General features: G+C 69.9%; 16 protein-coding genes and 1 tRNA gene. 8 read left to right on the top strand and 9 right to left on the bottom strand.

The genetic code is table 11. The annotated features are described in order from the left end of the window. Window positions 1–374 precede the first annotated feature (374 nt). From DLJ53_RS08110 to DLJ53_RS08100, 3 genes are all read left to right on the top strand, one after another. On the top strand, window positions 375–1,169 hold the full coding sequence (locus tag DLJ53_RS08110; protein WP_111343837.1) for an alpha/beta hydrolase: 795 nt from the start codon (window positions 375–377) through the stop codon (window positions 1,167–1,169). Between the two features lie 175 nt (window positions 1,170–1,344). Then, complete coding sequence (locus tag DLJ53_RS08105; protein WP_111343835.1) at window positions 1,345–1,626, top strand: hypothetical protein; 282 nt, start codon at window positions 1,345–1,347, stop codon at window positions 1,624–1,626. A gap of 139 nt (window positions 1,627–1,765) precedes the next feature. Further along, complete coding sequence (locus DLJ53_RS08100; protein ID WP_111343833.1) at window positions 1,766–2,905, top strand: isocitrate/isopropylmalate family dehydrogenase; 1,140 nt, start codon at window positions 1,766–1,768, stop codon at window positions 2,903–2,905. A gap of 9 nt (window positions 2,906–2,914) precedes the next feature. Here DLJ53_RS08100 and dprA read toward each other — a convergent pair whose 3' ends face one another. Both dprA and plsY read right to left on the bottom strand, forming a co-directional pair. After that, on the bottom strand, window positions 2,915–4,015 hold the full coding sequence (dprA, locus tag DLJ53_RS08095) for a DNA-processing protein DprA (RefSeq protein ID WP_111343831.1): 1,101 nt from the start codon (window positions 4,013–4,015) through the stop codon (window positions 2,915–2,917). Further along, on the bottom strand, window positions 4,012–4,626 hold the full coding sequence (plsY, locus tag DLJ53_RS08090; RefSeq protein ID WP_111343829.1) for a glycerol-3-phosphate 1-O-acyltransferase PlsY: 615 nt from the start codon (window positions 4,624–4,626) through the stop codon (window positions 4,012–4,014). Before plsY ends, dprA begins: the two co-directional genes overlap by 4 nt. Window positions 4,627–4,875: 249 nt before the next feature. Between plsY and DLJ53_RS08085 the strand changes: the two genes are divergently transcribed. After that, complete coding sequence (locus DLJ53_RS08085; protein ID WP_111343827.1) at window positions 4,876–6,552, top strand: acyl-CoA dehydrogenase family protein; 1,677 nt, start codon at window positions 4,876–4,878, stop codon at window positions 6,550–6,552. Between the two features lie 46 nt (window positions 6,553–6,598). Here DLJ53_RS08085 and DLJ53_RS08080 read toward each other — a convergent pair whose 3' ends face one another. The 4 genes from DLJ53_RS08080 to cpdR form a co-directional block, all read right to left on the bottom strand. Then, window positions 6,599–8,257 (bottom strand): hydantoinase B/oxoprolinase family protein, encoded by a 1,659-nt coding sequence (locus DLJ53_RS08080; RefSeq protein WP_111343825.1) that lies wholly within the window; start codon window positions 8,255–8,257, stop codon window positions 6,599–6,601. A 300-nt stretch (window positions 8,258–8,557) separates the two neighbouring features. Beyond that, complete coding sequence (locus tag DLJ53_RS08075; protein ID WP_111343823.1) at window positions 8,558–9,148, bottom strand: transglycosylase SLT domain-containing protein; 591 nt, start codon at window positions 9,146–9,148, stop codon at window positions 8,558–8,560. A gap of 281 nt (window positions 9,149–9,429) precedes the next feature. Then, a tRNA-Val gene (locus tag DLJ53_RS08070) sits at window positions 9,430–9,504 on the bottom strand. Window positions 9,505–9,567: 63 nt separating this feature from the next. Continuing rightward, window positions 9,568–9,927, bottom strand: coding sequence for a cell cycle two-component system response regulator CpdR (gene cpdR / locus DLJ53_RS08065; protein WP_111343821.1), 360 nt, complete (start codon window positions 9,925–9,927; stop codon window positions 9,568–9,570). A gap of 194 nt (window positions 9,928–10,121) precedes the next feature. Between cpdR and DLJ53_RS08060 the strand changes: the two genes are divergently transcribed. Together DLJ53_RS08060 and DLJ53_RS08055 are read left to right on the top strand one after the other, a co-directional pair. Further along, complete coding sequence (locus tag DLJ53_RS08060; protein WP_111343819.1) at window positions 10,122–11,021, top strand: N-formylglutamate amidohydrolase; 900 nt, start codon at window positions 10,122–10,124, stop codon at window positions 11,019–11,021. Between the two features lie 413 nt (window positions 11,022–11,434). Next, entirely contained in the window at window positions 11,435–12,235 is an 801-nt protein-coding gene (locus DLJ53_RS08055) for an inositol monophosphatase family protein (protein WP_211100550.1), read from the top strand. 94 nt (window positions 12,236–12,329) lie between these two features. On the opposite strand, the gene DLJ53_RS08050 is transcribed toward DLJ53_RS08055, so the two are convergent. From DLJ53_RS08050 to DLJ53_RS08040, 3 genes are all read right to left on the bottom strand, one after another. Further along, window positions 12,330–12,749, bottom strand: a complete 420-nt coding sequence (locus DLJ53_RS08050; RefSeq protein WP_111344209.1) for a GNAT family acetyltransferase — start codon at window positions 12,747–12,749, stop codon at window positions 12,330–12,332. A 67-nt stretch (window positions 12,750–12,816) separates the two neighbouring features. Next, window positions 12,817–15,438 carry a transglycosylase domain-containing protein gene (locus DLJ53_RS08045; RefSeq protein ID WP_202913026.1) on the bottom strand — a complete coding sequence of 874 codons (2,622 nt, stop codon included), beginning with the start codon at window positions 15,436–15,438 and terminating at the stop codon, window positions 12,817–12,819. 84 nt (window positions 15,439–15,522) lie between these two features. Next, window positions 15,523–16,224 (bottom strand): cation efflux transmembrane domain-containing protein, encoded by a 702-nt coding sequence (locus DLJ53_RS08040; protein ID WP_111343816.1) that lies wholly within the window; start codon window positions 16,222–16,224, stop codon window positions 15,523–15,525. An 82-nt stretch (window positions 16,225–16,306) separates the two neighbouring features. Here DLJ53_RS08040 and DLJ53_RS08035 point away from each other — a divergent pair, with 82 nt between their 5' ends. Both DLJ53_RS08035 and polA read left to right on the top strand, forming a co-directional pair. Beyond that, on the top strand, window positions 16,307–16,753 hold the full coding sequence (locus DLJ53_RS08035; RefSeq protein ID WP_111344205.1) for a MerR family transcriptional regulator: 447 nt from the start codon (window positions 16,307–16,309) through the stop codon (window positions 16,751–16,753). Window positions 16,754–16,912: 159 nt separating this feature from the next. After that, on the top strand, window positions 16,913–19,849 hold the full coding sequence (gene polA / locus DLJ53_RS08030) for a DNA polymerase I (protein ID WP_111343815.1): 2,937 nt from the start codon (window positions 16,913–16,915) through the stop codon (window positions 19,847–19,849). Window positions 19,850–19,933: the final 84 nt, after the last annotated feature.

Raw genomic sequence — 19,933 nt, 5'->3', positions numbered from 1 at the left:
ACTGGTCCGGCCGCGCGATCGGAAAAAGGTCACCCGCTTCGGGTGGCCTTTTTCATTGGTCGCGAACAAATATCCAAAGATTGTCCGGCCGTTCCGCATATCCTTTGTGTGTCAAAACCATGGATGTGCCGGTGATGTGTCGCTGCGGCGCGCCGCATGAGCAGATAATGCAATGTTGCGAACACCCACGACAACTTCGATTTCATTTAAACAACTGCCCGGTTTATCAATCACGAACACGTGATCCCCGATGAATCTCGACAAGTTTGGAGCATTTTGCAGAATTGATACGGAACCTTATCACTTATAACACTTCTAATGTTTGGGGATTGGGGCAGAACTTATCTCCTGACCCGGGACGAAGGAGGGGAGCGATGCGGCGCGAGACGGAGCGGTTCTGGAACTCCCAGCTCGAAAATGCCGTGACAGTTCCCGATTTTGCCGCCTGGCAGGACCGGCATGAAGCGCTGTCGGCGCTGGCCGACGCCCTCGGCCGGCCGGAGCGGATTTCTACCGGCCCCGAAGATTTGCAGGCGGTTTGGCATACCAAACTTGGCCGCAATACGCATGCGCTCGTCTTTGTTCATGGCGGCTACTGGCGGCGCTTCTCGGCGGACAACTTCGTCTTCGTCGCGGAGACGGCGGCGGCGAGCAACGCGTCCTTCTTCAACGTCGACTATCGCCTGATGCCCGAGACGCGGATGGCCGACGTCATCGACGATGTCGTCCGGGGCTGCGAAGTCGCCTTGCAGCGCAGCGATACCGTGGTGGTGGTCGGCCACTCGGCCGGAGCGCATCTCGCCGTCGAGGCCGCCCTTCGCATGACCCGGCCTCCGGACGCGGTGATCGCGATCAGCGGCATCTTCGACCTCGACCCGCTCCGTTATGCCTTCATCCAGGCCGAGCTGTGCCTGACCCCGAGCGAGGTCCAGGAGTTCTCTCCGCTCCACCGCGCCGACACCCTCGACTGCCCGCTCCACCTGCGGACCGGGGCGAGCGAGACGGTGGAGTTCCGCCGGCAGTCCGCCCGCATGTACGAAGCGGTCATCGAATCCGGCGGGGAGGCGACGATCGAGTTCATGGACAACCACCACCACTCGAGCATCGTCGCCGAGCTCGCCGACCCCGGCAGCGTCCTGTCCCACCTGGTGCAGAACATCCTCGCCTGAGCCGCCCACCCGGGACCGTTCCGCCGGGCCGGAAAGGCGCCCCCGTCACACCCCGTGTCCGACACCCCTCACAGGCAGCCGGGGTGTGCCTTCCGACACACTCTCCGCCTGACCCGCCGCCCATCTCCAGTGCGTCGCCGGACCGGACCGGCCGGGGCCCACGCTGGAGAGAACCATGATCTTCAAGTCCACGATCCTCACCGCCGCGTTCGGGATCGGTCTGGTCATGGTGGCGCCCGAGGTCTGCGCCGGGCCGCGCGTCTTCGTGCCGAAGGCCGCCGACGGCACCTCCCTCGGACGGCACGGCGCGATCGTCATCCACGGCGGCCCCATGCCCCGCCCGCTGATCGTCACCAAGCAGTGCACGGAAAAGAAGATCCGGGTCTGGAGCCAACGCCTCCAGCGCTGGACCTACCAGATCACCACCGTCTGCACCCACAAGCCGGCCACGTACTGACGGCAGGCTCCGGGCGGGGACGGCGCCGTCCCCCACGAAACGACACGTTGCAACGGCGACGCCCGAGGTCCACGATCGGTGCTTCGACCCGGTCGCCGGCGACGAGGCCCCGGCGGCCGGCGAGCGACGTTGGGGTCCTATGCGAGCATCGTTCGACATCGCCGTGCTCCCCGGTGACGGCGTCGGCGCCGAGATCACGCCGCCCGCGCTCGCCATCGCCGAAGCGGCCCTCCAGGCGACCGGAGGCCCGACGCTGCGGACCCGCACCCACCCGGCCGGAGAGACGCTGCTGCACCAGACCGGGACCGCCCTCCCCGACACCACGTGGCGCGCCTGCGAGGCGGCCGATGCCATACTGCTCGGCCCCATGGGCCTGCAGGATCCGCGCTGCGGTCATTGCCGGGTGGGCGATGTGCCGGAGTTCCACGGGCCGGCGGTCGCGCCACGGCTCGACCTGTGCTCGACGCTCGATCTCTACGCCGATCTGCGGCCCGTCCGGGCCATCCCCGGCGTCCCCACACCGCTCGGCAGCGCTGACGCGGCGCGGATCGATTGCGCGATCGTCTACGCGCCTGTCGACGACCCTTCACCCAGCGACAATCCCGGCGTCGGCGGGGGTCCCGCCGGCGAGGGACGGACCCGGACCTGCGGCGAGCGCATCAGCCGTTTCGCGCTGGAGACCGCACTCCGGCGCCGCAAGGCCGGACGCAAGCCCACCGTGACCCTGATGGACGCGCCCGGTGCCGGCCCGCTTCGGGAGGCGCTCGGCGAGGTCGCCAACGCCTACCCGGCGGTCGCGGCGGTGCCGATGGACGTCGACGCCGGCATGCCCGCCTTCGTCGGCAAGCCATGGCTCCTCGATGTGGTGCTGACCGAGGCGCCCTTCGGCGGTGTTCTCGCCAACCTCGCGGCCGGGCTCGTCGGCGGCCTCTGGTTCGCGCCGACCGCCTGCGTCGGCGACGTTCACGCCGCCTTCCAGCCCGCCCACGGCGCCGCCGCAGAGATCATGGACACCGGACGCGCCAACCCGACCGCCGCAATCCTCTCCGCCGCGATGATGCTGGACTGGCTCGGCCACCGGCACGACCTGCCGGCGAGCGTCGAGGCCGCGGTGCTGATTGGCCGGGCGGTGGACAGCGCCTTCGCCGACGACGGCCTGCGCACTTGCGAGCACGGCGGGTCGGCCGGCGTCAGGGACATCACCGGGGCGGTGCTCGACCATCTGCGCCACAGCACGACGCCGACCGTCGCGACACCGACCGCTCCGCCGCTCCTCTAGCGCCTCGCCTCAGCCCGGCACCGCGGCGCGGACCATGCCGTTGGGCTCGCGCTCGGCGTGCCCGGCAAGCTCCAGCTCCACCAGAGTCGCGATCACCGTCGCGGTCGGCAGCCGCGTCAGGCGCACCAGCGTGTCGACCGAGACCGGCGTCAGCGACAGCGCGGCGTGCACCTCTCCGACGGCTCCGGCGGGGGCGTCCTCGGGGAGCGGCTCATCCTCGGAGAACCCCGGCAGCATCGGCGCATCCATGGCGCTGAGCTGGACCAGCACGTCGCGGGCCTCGGTGGCGAGCGTCGCGCCCTCCTTGAGGAGCTTCAGGCACCCGGCCGCGCGCGGATCGAGCGGCGAACCGGGCACGGCGAACACCTCGCGCCCCGCTGTGGCCGCGAAATCGGCGGTGTAGAGCGCGCCGGACCGGGCCGCCGCCTCGACCACGACGACGCCCCGCGACAGGCCGGCAATCAGGCGGTTGCGCCGGACGAAGAGCCGTGAGAACGGCTCGGTGCCGAGCGGCATCTCCGAAACGACGGCGCCCTCCTCGGCGATCCGGTCGCACAGGTCGACGTTGGCCTCGGGGCTCGGCCGGTCGACGCCGCCGGCCACCACCGCGACCGTGCCGGTGGCGAGCGCCGCGCGGTGCGCCTCGGCGTCGATCCCCAGCGCCAGGCCCGAGACGACCGCCCACCCGTCCGCCCCGAACGCCTCGGACCATGTCCGCGCGATGGTGCGCCCGGCTGCGGAGGCCTGCCGCGAGCCGACCACCGCGATCGCCGGCCGGCTCGCGATCGACGTGTCGCCGCGCACGGCGAGGACCGGCGGCGGACCGCCGATCTCGTAGAGGAGCGCCGGATAGGCAGCCGTGCCGTAGTAGACGAAGTGCGCCCCGATGCGCTCCGCCGCGGCGAGCTCGCGCTCGACACGTCCGGGCTCGGCGACCGCGATGGGGCGCCGTCCGCCGCCGGCCGCCGCGAGGTCCGGCAGCGCGTCGAGCGCGGCGCGGGCGGTGCCGAAGCGGCGGATCAGGGTGTGGAAGGTCTCGGGGCCGACGTTCTCCGAGCGGATGAGGCGCAGCCAGTCGAACCGCTCCGCCTCATTCGCGAGCCCCTTCATTTCTTGCCGATCCGGCTCTCGGTGCCCTTCAGGAGGCGGCCGATGTTGGCCGAATGCTTGAACCACAGGAACGCCGTCAGAACGCCGAAGATCTCGGCGTACTGGAACTCGCTGCGGATCGCGAGGATGATCGGCGTCGCCAGCGAGGCGAGGAGCGCGGCGAGCGAGGAGTAGCGCGTCACGATCGCCGTGGTGAGCCAGATGCCGGCGAAGGCGAGGCCCGCCGGCCAGGACGTCGCCAGAAGGACGCCGATGTAGGTCGCGACGCCCTTGCCGCCGCGGAACCCGAGCCACACCGGGAAGAGGTGCCCGAGGAAGGCGCCGAACGCCGCCGTCACGACGAAGTCCGGCCCGCCGAGGTGCCAGGCGATGAGGACGGGGACCACGCCCTTCAGCGCATCCAGCAGCAGCGTCGCCGCGGCGAGGTCCTTGCGCCCGGTGCGCAGGACGTTGGTGGCGCCGATGTTGCCGGAGCCGATGTTCCGCACGTCGCCGAGCCCGGCATACTGCGTGAGCAGGAGGCCGAAGGGGATTGAGCCGCACAGGTAGCTCGCCACGAGGACCGCGGAATAATAGGGCCACACCGCGGCCCAGCTGATCGGATCCGGCATTGTCTTTCTGAACGCCTCCCATTGCGAGCCCGTCCGGACGGGCCGGATGCGACGGTCGCGCCGTCCGCGGCCCCGCCAGTCTCGACGCTGTGGACGACTCGGGATAGCGCCGTCGTCGCACCGCGTTGAACGCCGCGATTGGTGGCCGAAAGCTGTAAGCGACGCAAGTCGGGCGTTGATGCTGGGGCGCCGTCCGGTTACATCTTACCCACGGGCAAACTTTAACGGTCCGCGGGTGGGGATGCCGGCTTGCACAAGACGATGGACGACACGCTGAACCGGCGCGTCGGCATTCGCCGCGCGACAGAGCCCGCGTCGTCCACCGTCCGTCCTCCCGAATACGCGGGCCTCAACACCTTCGGGTCCGACCCCGTCCTGACCGCGACGCTCGACTCCGCGCTCGACGAGGCGACCGAGGAGCATCTGCGGACCCTCGGCGGCTACTGGGGCTCGGCCGAGGCGCAGGAGGTCGCGCGCATCGCCGCCGCCGCGCCGCCGCAGCTCCGCCGCACCGACTTCGACGGCTACCGCGTCGACCAGGTCGAGGTTCACCCCGCCTACCACGCGATGATGAACCGGAGCATCGCGACCGGCCTCACCTCCTCCGCCTGGGAAGACGGGGACGATCGCCGCCAGCACCGACTGCGCGCCGCCGCCCTCTTCCTGACCGCCCAGTGCGACCGCGGCCACCTGACGGTGATCTCCTCCACCCACGCCTCCGTCGCCGCCCTCGCCTATGCCAGCGACCTCGAGGCGCAGCTCTTCCCGCTGATCGCGACGCGCCGCTACGACCGCAAGCCCCTCCCGCTCGGCGAGAAGGACGGTGCGACCGTGACCCTCGCGCTGACCGAGCGCGATGGCAGTGCCGACCGCAGCGCCGTGGCGATGCACGGCGAGATCGTCGCCGGCGACCGGCTCAGCGTGACGGGCGAGAAGTGGTTCGTATGTGCGCCGACGGCCGACCTCGCGCTCGTCCTGGCGCGTACCGCCGAGGGGCCGACCGCCGCGATGATCCCCCGGTACGCGGCCGAGAACGAGGACGCGATCGACATCGAGGCGCTCCGCGACGTGGGCGGGCTGGCCTCGCAGGCGGTCGCCAGCGTCTCGTTCCACGGGGCGACGGGACAGATCCTCGGCGAGCCGGGCCGCGGCCTGCACGTCCTGCGTGACGTGCGCACCCTCCTGCAGCTCGACGGGGCGATCATCGCCGCCGGGGCGATCCGCGCCGCCGTCGGGCGCGCCGTCCATCACGCGCGCTACCGGGAGACATCCGGCAAGCTTCTCGTGAGCCATCCGCTGCATGCCCGCGTCCTCGCCGACCTCGCGCTCGAGAGCGCGGCGCACACGGCCCTGTGCATGCGCGTCGCCGCCGCCTTCGACCAGGCGTTCGAGCGGGACGGCGACCATGCGCTCGCCCGTCTCGTCACCCCGGCCGCCCGGCTCTACACCGTGGGCGCCGCGCCGGCGCTGTCGCTCGCCTGCAACGAGGCGATCGGCGGGACCGCGTTCGACGCACTCCACCCCTCCGCCCGCATCCATGCGGACGTGACGGCCCTCAGCGCGTGGGACGGGACGGCGAACGAGGCGGCGCTGGACCTCGTGATGCAGGTCGAGCGCGACCGGCAGGTGCTGCGCGACGCGCTCGGCGAGCTCGGCGCCGACCTCGGCAACACCAACGCGGACATCATCGAGGACACGCTCGACCTCGGCGAGCGGGCGGTGGCGGACATCGCTCTGGCGCGCGCCTTCGCCGAGCAGCTGGCGATGGTGGCGGCCGCCTCGGCGATGCGCCGCAACCTGCCCCGCGTGATCGCCGACGCCTATATCGCGACGCGCCTGCGCGAGCGGTTCCGGGCCGGCTACGGCACGCTGGACGGCCGCTTCGACGCCGCCGCGATCCTGGACTTCGTCGCCCCGGAGGACTGAGCCCGCGCGGTCCGCCCCGTCGGCCCGACCGCTCCGAGACGCGGCGCTAGTCCTCGGACTGACCGTACTGCCTGTCGGCGGCGCGTGCCTCGGCGCTGCGGTCGGCCTTGTCGCCGTACCCGCCGCCACCCGGCGTCAGCACCTCGATCCAGTCCCCTTCCCGCAGGACGTAGCCCTCCCCCTTGGAGATGTGCTCGGGGCGCGTGACGCTGCCGCCCTGGGAAATGCGGATCTCGTTGGGAAGACCCGCCTCGCCCCCGAGGATGCCCGGCGGGCCGAAACGGCCGTGCTCCATCAGGAAGGAGGCCTTGCCCTGCCCGCGCTGGAGGCGGAAGCGGTAGTCGATCCCGAAGCCGCCGCGGTACTCGCCCCGGCCGGCCGACCCCTCGCGCAGATTGTAGCGCTCGAACAGGAGCGGGTAGCGCTGCTCGAGGATCTCCACCGGCTGGTTCTTCGAGATGCCGATGGTGGAGCAGCCGTTGGTCAGCCCGTCCCCGCCCCACCAGCCGCCGTAGCCGCCGCCGGAGAAGGTGTACATGATATAGGCCTGCCCAGTCGCCGGGTCGAAGCCGCCGAGCGAGAGGTTGCCGCTCGACCCCGCGCCCGCGGCGAAGGAGCGGTCGGGGAGCGCGTGGGCGAGCGTCAGGCAGACCGCCTCGACGATGCGCTGCGAGGTCTCCGAGGCGCAGCCGGCCACCGGGCGCGGCTCCCTCGCCTCCAGGAACGTGTCGGCGGTTCCGGTGACGCGCACCGGCTTGAAGCAGCCGGCGTTCATGGGAAGGTCGGGGAAGATGTGCTTCAGCCCGACGTAGACCGCCGACAGGGTCGAGGCCCAGACCGAGTTCATCGGCCCCGCGCAGGGCGCAGACGAGCGGGAGAAGTCGAGCGTGATGTCGGACCCGGCGACGGTCGCATCGAGGGCGATCTCCAGCGCCTCGTTGACGACGCCGTCCGAGTCCATGAAGGCGCTCGCCGAATACGTGCCGTCCGGGATCGCGGCGACGTGGGCCCGCATCAGCGCCTCGCCGCGGGCCTCGAGTTCGGCGATGGCGGCCTCGACGGTCGCCTCCCCGTAGCGGTCGAGCAGCGCGGTGAGGCGCCGCACGCCCGTCGCGAGCGCCGCGATCTGCGCCTTGATGTCGCCGATGCGCTCGGAGCTGACGCGCACGTTGGCGAGGACGATCCTGACGATGTCCTCGTCCATCACCCCCTCGCGCACGAGGCGGACGGGCGGAAGGCGAAGGCCTTCCTGGTAGATCTCCGTCGCGGTCGAGTTGAAGCCGCCGGGGACCATCCCGCCGGTGTCCGGCCAGTGCCCGGTGTTGGCGAGGTAGCACCACAGCTTGCCGCGATAGTAGAACGGCCGCACCATCTTCACGTCCATCAGGTGCGTGCCGCCGAAGTACGGGTCGTTGACGAGGACGACGTCGCCGTCCCTCAGGTCCCTGCGGTCGGCGATGACGGCGCGGGTGGTCTCCTGCATGACGCCGAGGAAGATCGGCAGGCCCAGCGCCCCTTGCGCGATCATGCGCCCGTCCTCGACGTGGTAGATGCCGTTGGAGCGGTCGAGACCCTCGGAGATTACGGGCGAAAAGGACGTCTTCTCGTGGACGAGGTCCATTTCCGAGCAGACCTGCTGGAGGCCCTTCTCGATGACGGTGAGGGTGACCGGGTCGATGGCCCCGGCCTGCGCCACGCGGTCCATCAGCGGGCCGCAGCGCGGCGGAGCGCTGGCAAGGCGCCGCCCGCCGAACGGCCGGTATCGCCCAACACGCCGAGCGTCATTTCCTGCACCTCGCCCCAACGGTCCCGCGGGAGGGACACGGCGTTCCCGCCCGGGAATTTGTGAACGCCGGGCGAGCGGGCTGTCAACGCGCCGGCCGACGCCACACGTCAACGCGCCGAACGGCGCAATCCGCCAACGCGCCGGCTGGCGCAATTCGACCACACGCCGGCTGGCGCAGTTCGCGCGAGGGCTCGCCGGCCCGTCCGGGGCCGGCTTCGGTCAGTAGCAGCCGCGAAGCTGGGAGCGGTAGTTCATGGCGAAGTTCGCGGTGCGGGTGGCGCTCTTCTTGGCGCCGTTGTCGTTCTGCCAGACGCCGCGGCCGAAGCCGGACCAGCCGGAACGGTAGCTGAGGTAGAGCGAGTAGGCGTCGTCGCGCGGCACGCCGTACTTCTCGACCGTCTTGGAATAGTACCAGCCGACGAAATCGACCGAGTCACTGAAGTTGGTCCGGCGGGCGAGGGACTTGCCGGTCTCGCGGCGGTACTGGTCCCAGGTGCCGTTGAGCGCCTGGCTGTAGCCGTAGGCGGTCGACTGGCGCTTCCACGGCACGACGCCGAGGAACTTCTTGCGGGGCGGTCTGGCGTCGCCGTCGAACCCGGATTCGACGCGCATCGTCGCCATCAGCACATGGACGGGGATCCCGTAGCGCCGTTCGGTGCGCTGGGCGTCCTTGTACCAGTCGGTGAAGAACCCGTCGCGCTGCGAGAATACCGCGCAGACGTCGTTGATGGACGACGGCGGCGCGCTGCCGCAGCCGGCAAGCGCCAACAGACCGAAGAGGATCAGCGGAAAGGTCAGGCGGTTTTGCATGGACCCGGTTTACGCCGGCATCCGTTTAGGGCGGTTTTCGGAATTTGGTTAAGGCGCGCTGCGCTGTTCGAGACAATTTTCGCGTTTCGCCCTGCCCGCACGCTGCGGCAGCCGCCGATCGGCGCGGTCGACGGCGGATGTCCGGAGGGTAAACGCGAGGGCGCCGGGCACCGAACAGGCTGCGGTGGAACGCCGCACAGGACAGCCGTGATCAGCGAGGGGAAGGCCCCTGTGCGTCTCGTCCGGCGATGTCTCTTGAAGGTCGACCTGGGGATCGGAGGTGGTGGGCGGTACTGGGATCGAACCAGTGACCCCTACGATGTCAACGTAGTGCTCTCCCGCTGAGCTAACCGCCCTGCCGTCAGCGAGAGCCCCGTATAGCGGCACTCCCGGCGGGGGGCAAGAGCGTTTTTCCCGCTTCAGGCATATTCCAGCATGCGGCCCACTTCGCGGACCAGCTCACGCAGGTGGAAGGGCTTGGAAAGCACCTTGGCGCCGCGAGGTGTGCGGTGTTCGCCGTCGAGAGCCACGGCCGCGAAGCCGGTGATGAACATCACCGCGAGGTCCGGATCGAGGCGCGTCGCGCGTCGCGCGAGCTCGACGCCGTTCATGTTGGGCATCACGATGTCGGTCAGCAGAAGAGAAAACGGCTCTTCCTGAAGTCGTTCGTAAGCGGTCTCGCCGTCATCGACGGCGACGACGTCGTAGCCCGCCCGCTCGAGTGCGCGCTCGAGGAAGCGGCGCATATCCTCATCGTCTTCGGCCAGCAGAATTCGCACGGTCTGTCGCCGCAGCCCGGATGGGCCGCGTCCCTCGTTACAATGACGCGGCGACTGTGACTCCGAGCGGTTTAAGTCGCGGTCAAACGTCTCGCTTAGGAGTTACTTACTACGCTCGAGCGAATCGATTCGATCTGACAGGGGCGCAGGTCGTGGTATGACGCTCGATCGACAGCGGGCGGAGGGGTGTGAGGATGGTGATCGTCGACGACTTTTCGGAAGGGACGACGTTCGACCTCATCGAGCCGACCGCCCCGCCGGTGCCGTTCGTGTTCAGCGCCCCGCACAGCGGCACGGTGTATCCGAAGTCGCTGCTGTCCCGCGCCCGGCTGGACCGGCTGACCCTGCGACGATCCGAGGACACGTTCGTCGACGAGCTGTTCGACGGGGTGCCGTCCCTCGGCGCACCGCTGCTGCGGGCCCGCTTCCCCCGCGTCTTCCTCGACCTAAACCGTGACGCCAGCGAAATCGACCCGTCGATGTTCGACGCGCCCCCTCCTCTGCCGACGCAGCCCGACAGCCCCCGCGTCGCCAGCGGTCTCGGCGTGATCGCCCGCATCGTCGGCGAGGGGCAGGATATCTACGCCTCGCGCCTGCCCGCCGCGGAGGCGGAAGACCGCCTGGTCCGCTTCTACCACCCCTATCATCAGGCCCTCGCCGAGCAGCTCACCGCCCGCGTCCAGATCTTCGGCGCCGCCGTCCTCGTCGACTGCCACTCGATGCCGTCCGGCGCCATCCGTCACGACATGGGCGACTCCAGCCGCGTCGACGTGGTCCTGGGCGACCGCTACGGCACAAGCTGCTCGGGAATGCTGTCGGAGGAGTTCGCACGCCTCCTGCGCGACCAGGGGCTGACCGTGGGTCGCAACCGCCCCTACGCCGGCGGCTACATCACGGAGCGCTACGGCCACCCCCCTGCGATCCACGCCATCCAGATCGAGATCAACCGCGCGCTCTATATGAACGAGTCGACGTTCGAGCGGAACGCGGGCTTCGACGGGCTGCGGCTGGCGCTGATGTCGACGGCGGGGCGGCTCATCGACTGGTTCGTCGCCCACGACGCCGGCGTCGACTGGCAGCAGGCGGCCGAGTAGGCGGCGGTCGCGACCGGCGGAGCGCCGTCATGACGTGCCCCACTGCGGGGAGCCGGATCGGCTCCCGCCTGTCCGCGCCCCGGCCTTCCGGGGCGGGCCCATCCTCCGGACAAAAAAAAAGGCCGCTCCGAGGAGCGGCCGTAAGTCTAGGGAGGAAACGCCCAAGGAGGGCAGCGAGACGACAACGTCGTCCCGCGCTGCAACAAATGCAGCCGCGGCGCACAATCGTCAAGATGCGCAAATGGTAGACACCCCAAAAAAATGCCCAGCGATTTGGCATGCGCTTTATATACGCCGCACGCGAACCAACCGATCGACAAAAAACACTCGCAAAATCAGCTAGTTAGAAGGGGTCTGGAAATTCCTGCTAAAAATGTCTCAGCACCGTTTCATTTATGCATGGCTCCCATGCGATGAATAAAAACCGCGACCTCGACCTGTTGGACCGCCTCGCCGACGCTGCCAGCGACGCGATTTTGCCTCATTTCCGGAAACTGCCCGGAGTCGTGAACAAGGCCGAGACCGGGTTCGACCCCGTCACCATCGCCGACAGGAACGCCGAGCTCGCCATGCGGGAGCTCCTCGCCGCCGAAAGGCCGGACGACGCGATCTTCGGCGAGGAGTACGACGCCGTCGCCGGCACCAGCGGCAGGACATGGATCCTCGACCCGATCGACGGCACGCGTGGCTTCATGTCGGGCCTGCCCACCTGGGGGGTCCTGATCGCGCTGGCGGACGAGAGCGGGCCGACGCTCGGCATGATGTGCCAGCCCTACGTTGGCGAGCGCTTCGTCGGCGGGGCCGAAGGCGCCACGCTCACCCACAACGGCGAGACGCAGCCGCTGCGCACGCGGCCCTGCGCCGACCTGGCGGAGGCGGTGCTGGCGAGCACCGGGCCGCAGCATTTCGAGCCGCAGGACTACGCCGCGTTCCAGCAGGTCGCCACGCGCTGCCGCCTCGTGCGCTACGGCACGGACTGCTACGCCTACGCCATGCTGGCCGCCGGGCAGATCGACGTCGTGGTGGAGGCGGGGCTGAAGCCGGTCGACATCGCCCCGTTCGTCCCGATCATCGAGGCGGCGGGCGGCGCATTGGTGGACTGGTCGGGCCAGCGCATCGGACCGACGCTGCCGCACGGCTTCGCCGGTCAGGTGGTGGCCGTCGGCGACCCGACCCTGCTCGACGCCGTACTGGCGGCTCTCAGGGCCGCATAGGCGTATTTCAGCGCCGAGATACCGGGGATGGGCCGGAGTGGGCGTAGACGCCGCTCCGGAGCGCCGCTGGAAGGACCCGGCGAGGGACCTGAAATCAGAAGCGCTTGGAGAGGACCATCACGTCCTCCTCTCCATAGCCGAGCGCGGCGTAGAATTCCTTCACGGCCACGTTCTCGCGGCGCACCATGAGGTTCAGCTTCGGCACGTTCCGCGCCTTGAGCCACTCCTCGGCCGCCGCCATCATCGCCCTGCCGGCGCCGCCACCCTGCGCGTGCGGGGCCACGGCGACGTAGTAGACCGAGCCCCGGTGGCCGTCGTGGCCTACCATCACGCTCGCCGCCAGCCGCCCGGCGATGCGCCCGAGCAGCACGGTCGAGTCCGGTCCACGCGCCGCGAGGCGCAGATCGGCGACGGGGTCGTTCCATGGGCGGGTCAGCCGGCACGCCTCCCAGAGGGCGACGATCTCGCCGACCAGTGCCGGCATCTCGCCGGCTGCGTCCGGCTCGACGTCCATCGGCGTGAGCGCCGCGATGTCGAGCGGCGCCGTGGCGGCGTCCTCTCCGCTCAAGCGACGGGCTCCGTCATCCGCCGAAGAGGCGGCTGAGGAAGCCGCCACCGCGGTTCTGCCGTCCCTGATCGGGCGGGATCCAGTCGCTCGGACCGCCACGGGCGGCGCTGTTCGGCTCGAACTGCTGCGGCGCGTTGGCGACGGGCTGGCCGTACTGCACCTCGTAGTTCTCCGGCGCGGTCTCGACGACCTGCGGCACCTGGTCCATGCCCGGCAGGTCGGCCGGCACCATGCCCTCCTGCACCTTGTTCATCAGCGTCTTCCAGAGCTCGGCCGGGAGCGAGCCGCCGGTCGCCCGCTTGGTGGGCGAGTTGTCGTCGTTGCCGAACCAGACGCCGGCGGTGAAGAATGCCGAGTAGCCGACGAACCACGCGTCGCGCCAATCCTGGCTCGTGCCGGTCTTGCCCGCGGTCTGCCAGCCGTCGATCTGCGAATTGTGGCCCGTGCCGTTGGCGACCACCGCGTGCAGCATCTGGTTCATCATGCCGACATTGCGCAGGTCCACCACCTGCCCCGGCCCGCCGCCGCGCCGCTCGTAGAGGAGCTGGCCGTCGGCGGTCCGGATGCGCCGGACCACGTGCGGGATGACGCCGATGCCGCCGTTGGAGAACGGGACGAAGGCGGTCGTCAGCTCCAGCAGCGTGACCTCGGAGGTGCCGAGCGCGATGGAGGCGTTCGGCTCCAGCGGCGACTCGATGCCCATGCGGTGTGCCACCGACACCACCGTCTTCGGGCCCACCTCGGCGGCGAGCTGCGCGGCAACGGTGTTGATCGAGTGGGCGAGCGCCGTCTGCAGCGAGACCGGGCCGCGGTACTTGCGGCTATAGTTCTGCGGTTCCCAGTTGCCGATGCGCGTCGGCTGGTCGATCCGCATCGAATTGGGTGTCAGCCCATGCTCGAGCGCGGCCAGATAGACGAACGGCTTGAACGAGGAGCCCGGCTGACGCTTGGCCGAGACGGCGCGGTTGTACTGGCTGTCGCCGTACTTGCGGCCGCCCACCAGAGCCTTCACCGCGCCGGACCCGTCGAGCATGACGACTGCGCCCTGGCTGACGCCCTTGGCCGCGCCGTCCTTGTCGAGGATGCCCTGGAGCGCGCTCTGCGCCAGCTCCTGAAGCTCGAGGTTCACCGTGGTCTCGACCACGATGTCCTGGCTCACCGATCCGGCGAAGTCCGGCAGCACCTCGGCCACCCAGTCGGCGACGTAGCCGCCGGAGGTGGCGACCTTGGGCTTGGCCACCGAGGCCGGGTGCGCCTTGGCGTACTCGTAGTCGGTGTCGTTGATGAAGCCGACGTCGTGCATCGCGTCGAGGACCAGGCCGGCGCGGGTGCGCGAGCGTTCGAGGTCGTTCGTCGGCGCGTAGTAGGTCGGCGCCTTGAGGAGGCCCGCGATCATCGCAGCCTCCGACAGGGTCAGCTCCTCGGCGGGCTTGTCGAAGTAGCGGTGCGCCGCGCCGTCGATGCCGGTGGCGCCCGCGCCGAGGTAGACGCGGTTGAGGTACATGCCGAGGATCTCGTCCTTGGAGTACTTCATCTCCAGCCACACCGCGAAGAGCATCTCCTGGATCTTGCGCTCGATGGTGCGCGAGGGCGTCAGGAACATGTTCTTGGCGAGCTGCTGGGTCAGCGTCGACCCGCCCTGTTCCAGCCGGCCGGACGTGAGGTTCGTCGCCATCGCGCGCGTCAGGCCGATGGGATCGATGCCGGGGTGGCTGTAGTAGCGCCGGTCCTCGATCGCGACGACCGCCTGGGGCACGTACTTCGGCAGGTCCTCGAGCTTCACCGCGCGGCCGCCGGTGTCGCCACGGTTGGCGATGAGCTGGCCGTCCTCGGCGAGGATCGCGACGTTGGGCGGGCGATCGGGGACGGACCACTCGGCCACCGGCGGAAGCGTCGCCGCGTAGTAGGCGACGATCGCACCGACGCCGATGACGCCCAGGATCGCCAGAGTGAACGTCATGCGGAAGGCGAAGCGCAGCAGACTGAACCGGCGTCGGCGGGGGCGATCGCCCCGGGTGCGCCGCTTCGGTTCGCTGCGCCGGCGTGCCGCGGCCTTCTTCGGCGCGTCGGCCTCGTCCGCCTCCGCCCGGCCGCGCGCGGGCATCGCCTTGGCCCTCACCGACTTCGTGCCGGACGATTTCGTCTTCGCGGAGGCGGGCGGCGCTTCGGCCGGGCGCGACGAGGCGGGCTTGTCTCCCGCCGGCCGCTTGCCGGACGCGGTCTTCGCGGTCGCCGCCTTCGTCGCCGCCGTCTTGCCGGCGGTCGTCTTGCCGGCGGCCGATGCCGTGCCGCTCGCCTTCGCCTTGGCGCTGGCGGACTTGCCGCGGCTCGCGGCGGGCGACGCCGTCTCGTAGACGTCCTCCTCCCACTCCACGTCGATGGGAGTGGAGCGTGAGGCGGCGGCGCGGCGGCTTTCCGCCGCCCGCTCGGTCCCGGACGCGGCGCGCTTGGCGCTCCCGGCGCTGCGCTCCGGGTCGGAGGCGGAGGCGCGTCGGGGCGCACCGGCGAACGGGTCGCTTGACTGCTGGGAACGGCCGGCCGCCGCGTCGTCCTCGCCGAAGCGAGGGGCGACGCGTGATTTCGCGGTCTTGCTCCGTCCCGATGCAGGCGCGCCTCGCGGCTTGACGTCCTTCATGACGGCGTACTCATAACTGTGGGCGGTCGACGACAGTGTCGCCGACCAGGGCTAACGAACCCTTCGCGAATCAAATCCCCCGAATCAAGGCGCTTGGTTAAAGGAGATGGTTTGCGTCCCATGGTCATGTGCATGCGCATGACCATGGTCGTGCGGCTCGTGATCGCCCGCTTCGCCGCGCCGATACTCGGCAATTCCCTGCCGCAGGATCAGGAACGCCGACGAAAGGAAGAGCGTCGACATCACTCCCGCGACGATGAGATCCGGCCACGCCGTCCCGGTTCCGAAGACGCCGAGCGCGGCCACCATCACCGCAACGTTGCCGATCGCGTCGTTGCGCGAGCACAACCACACCGAGCGCACGTTGGCGTCGCCGTCCCGGTAGCCCATCAGAAGGACGACGCTGGCGAGGTTGGCCGCGAGGGCCAGCGCGCCGATGAAGCCCATCACCTCGGCCTCGGGCACGCCGCGCACGAGCACCTGGTAAAGGGTCGTCCCCATAACCCACAGCCCCATCAGCGACAGACTGACGCCCTTGGCGAGCGCGGCCGTGGCACGGGTCTTCAGCGACCGGCCGATGACCGCGAGGCTGATCGCGTAGGTCGCCGTGTCGGCCGCGAAGTCGAGCGCGTCGGCCTTGAGCGCCTGGGAACCGGCCATCTGACCGGCGACGAACTCGACCCCGAACATCACTCCGTTGATGGCGATCACGGCCCAAAGCGCGCGGCGGAATCCGGCGGACATCCCGTCGAATTTGACGTCATGGCCGCAGCAATGCCCACTCATGGGGACCCCCTTTGAAATCTGGACCTGCCAAACCTACTCTCTACAGTCGCTGTAGGTTCAAGGGGTGGACGGCATGAAAGGCCTGTATTCGATCGGCGACCTGGCGCGGGAGGCCGGCATCAAGGTCCAGACCGTGCGCTATTACGAGCAGATCGGCATCCTGCCCGAGGGCGAGCGCACCAGCGGCAACCAGCGCCGCTACGACGAAGCCGCCCGGCGGCGCCTCAACTTCATCCGCCACGCGCGCGAGCTGGGCTTTCCGCTCGACGCGATCCGTGAGCTGCTGGCGCTGGCGGACCAGCCGGACACGCCCTGCGACCGCGCCGACGCCATCGCCCGCCGCCAGCTCGACGCGGTGGACCGGCGCATCGCCCGCCTCGTGTCGCTGCGCGCCGAGCTCTCCCGCATGATCGACGACTGCAGCGCCGGGCCGATCGCCGAGTGCCGCATCATCGAGACGCTGGGCGACCACTCCCTCTGCCTCACCGACCACAGTGCCGGGGCGAACGGCGAGAGCGCCCCTCTTTAGGAGCGTGGGCCGCCGCCTGGACCGCCGCGCGACGTCGGCAAGCTCGGGACGGAGGCGCCCGGGCGCTTGATCGAGGCGGCAAGGCGCCCCAATGTCCGCCCGCCCGGCCTCGCGCCGGGATGGAGCGGGCGAGACCGCGCCCGCTGGAGGAATACGGCAATGAGCGAACTCAAGACCCCCGGCCCCGGTGACACCGTCTTCCTGGTGGACGGCTCCTCGTTCGTGTTCCGCGCCTACTTCCAGTCCATGAACCAGGACCGGAAGTACAACTACCGCGCCGACGGCCTGCCCACCGGCGCAGTCCGCCTGTTCTGCAACAAGCTCTACCAGTTCATCCGGGACGGCGCGGCGGACATCCGTCCGACCCACCTCGCCATCATCTTCGACAAGTCGGAAGCCTCGTTCCGCAACGAGATGTACCCCGAGTACAAGGCCAACCGCTCCGCCCCGCCCGACGACCTGATCCCGCAGTTCCCGCTGATGCGCGCCGCGGTGGAGGCGTTCGGCCTCACCCCGATCGAGAAGGGCGGCTACGAGGCGGACGACATCATCGCCACCTACGCCCGCGAGGCGGCCGAGAACGGCGCCGACGTCCTCATCGTCTCGGCGGACAAGGACCTGATGCAGCTCGTGAACGAGCGCGTCTCCATGTACGACCCCGCGTCCGGCGAGGGCCGCCGCACCGGCCAGGGCCGCATGGGCGTGCGGCCGGAGCGGCGCATCGGCGTCGACGAGGTGGTCGAATATTTCGGCGTGACGCCCGACAAGGTGGTCGACGTGCAGGCCCTCATCGGCGACGCCACCGACAACGTCCCCGGCGTCCCCGGCATCGGCAAGAAGACCGCCGCCCAGCTCATCGCCGAATTCGGCGACCTCGACACGCTGCTCGCCAGCGCCGAGACCATCAAGCAGAACAAGCGGCGAGAGAACCTCATCGAGTTTGCCGACCAGGCGCGCCTGTCGCGCAATCTGGTCCGGCTCGACGACCACGTGGAGCTCGAGCAGGGCCTCGAGGCGCTGACGCTGCAGCCCGTGCCGCCCGAGCCGCTGGTCTCCTTCTTCAAGGCGATGGACTTCGGGACCCTCACCCGCCGCGCGGCGGAGGATTTCGGGGTCGACCACGGCAAGGTCGACGCCGACCCGCGCTACCTCAACATCGGCATGCCCCAGGGCGGCCCGGAGGAAGCCGCCGACGAGATTGCGTTGGCCGGCAGCCCCGCCGACCTCGCCGCACACCTGGAGCGGAGCCTCTCCGGCGCGGTGGTGGACCTCGACGCGTACGAGACCGTCACCACCGCCGAGCGCCTCGGCGAGTGGCTCGAGGCCGCGCGCGCCACCGGCAACATGGGGATCGCGGTGCGCCTCGCCGACGGGCCGGCCATGCGCTCCCCCCTCGCCGGCATCGCCATCGCCGTTGGGCCCAACAAGGCGTGCTACCTCGCGCTCGGGCGGCAGGCGGTGGACCTCATCTCGGCCCCGGAGGGGATGGCGCTGGAAGAAGCGCTGCCGCTCCTCAAGGGCCCCCTCTCCGACCCCGGCATCGCCAAGGTCTCCACGGCGATGAAGCGCGACTACCTGGCGCTGCGCCGCGCCGGGCTCGACGTGACGCCGCTCGACGACGTCGGCCTCCTCTCCTACACGGCCGATTCCGGCAACGGGCTGCACGACTACGCGGGGCTCTCCAAGCGCTACCTAAACCACACCCCGCTCGACGACCGCGACGTGATGGGGACGGGGCAGAAGAAGATCCCCTTCGGCGAGGTCACGCTCGACGCCGCCACCCGGCACGCCGCCGAGGAGGCGGACGTGGCGCTGCGGCTCTGGCCGGTGCTGCGCCAGCGCGTCGTCGCCCAGCGCGTCAGCCGCGTCTACGAGACGCTGGAGCGCCCGCTGGTGCCGGTGCTGGCCCGCATGGAGGAGAACGGCGTCCGCGTCGACCGCAACATCCTCTCGCGCATGTCCGGCGACTTCGCGCAGACGCTGGCGCGGATCGAGGACGAGATCTACGAGCTGGCCGGCGAGAAGTTCAACATCGGCTCCACCAAGCAGCTTTCGGAGATCCTGTTCGAGAAGCTCGGCCTGCCGGGCGGGAAGAAGACCAAGACCGGCGCGTGGTCGACCGGCGCGCAGGTGCTGGAGGATCTCGCCGCGGCGGGCCATCCGCTGCCGGTCAAGCTGCTGGAGTGGCGGCAGATCTCCAAGCTGAAGTCCACCTACACCGACGCGCTGCAGGACGAGATCAACGCCGAGACGGGCCGGGTGCACACCACCTTCATGATGGCGTCCACCACCACCGGGCGCCTGTCGTCGACCGAGCCGAACCTGCAGAACATCCCGATCCGCACCGAGGAAGGCCGCAAGATCCGCACCGCCTTCGTCGCCGCCCCGGGCACGACGCTGATCGCGGCCGACTACGGGCAGATCGAGCTGCGCGTGCTCGCCCACATCGCCGACATTCCCCAGCTCCGCGAGGCGTTCGCGGAGGGGCAGGACATCCACGCCATCACCGCGAGCGAGATGTTCGGCGTGCCGGTCGAGGGGATGGACCCGATGGTCCGCCGCCGCGCCAAGGCGATCAACTTCGGCATCATCTACGGGATCTCGGCGTTCGGCCTCGCGAACCAGCTCGGCATCCCGAACGGCGAGGCGTCGGCCTACATCAAGAAGTACTTCGAGCGCTTCCCCGGCATCCGGGACTACATGGAGGCGACGAAGAAGACCGTGCGCGAGAACGGCTACGTCGAGACGCTCTTCGGCCGCCGCGCCCACTACCCCGAGATCGACACCTCCAACCCGTCGCTGCGGGCGTTCTACGAACGCGCCGCGATCAACGCTCCGATCCAGGGGTCGGCGGCCGACATCATCCGCCGCGCGATGGTGCGCATCGAGCCGGCGCTCGCCAGGGCCGGTCTGTCGACCAGGATGCTTCTCCAGGTGCACGACGAACTCCTGTTCGAGGCGCCGCAGGACGAGGCCGACAGGGCGATCAAGATCATATCCACGGTGATGAAGGGCGCCGCCGAGCCCGCGGTGAAGCTCGCGGTGCCGCTGGACGTCGATGCGCGCGCCGGCGCAAGCTGGGCCGACGCGCACTGACGACCGGCCTCTGTTCGCGTGGGCGCTCATGGTTTCGGCGCGGGCGCTGACGGGCGAACGGTCGCCCATGCCACAGGGGAGCGG

The organism is Acuticoccus sediminis, assembly GCF_003258595.1.
GTDB classification, from domain to species: Bacteria; Pseudomonadota; Alphaproteobacteria; order Rhizobiales; family Amorphaceae; genus Acuticoccus; species Acuticoccus sediminis.
Note: the sequence above shows the minus strand (reverse complement) of the source record. Positions and strands in the feature narration are given on the sequence as shown.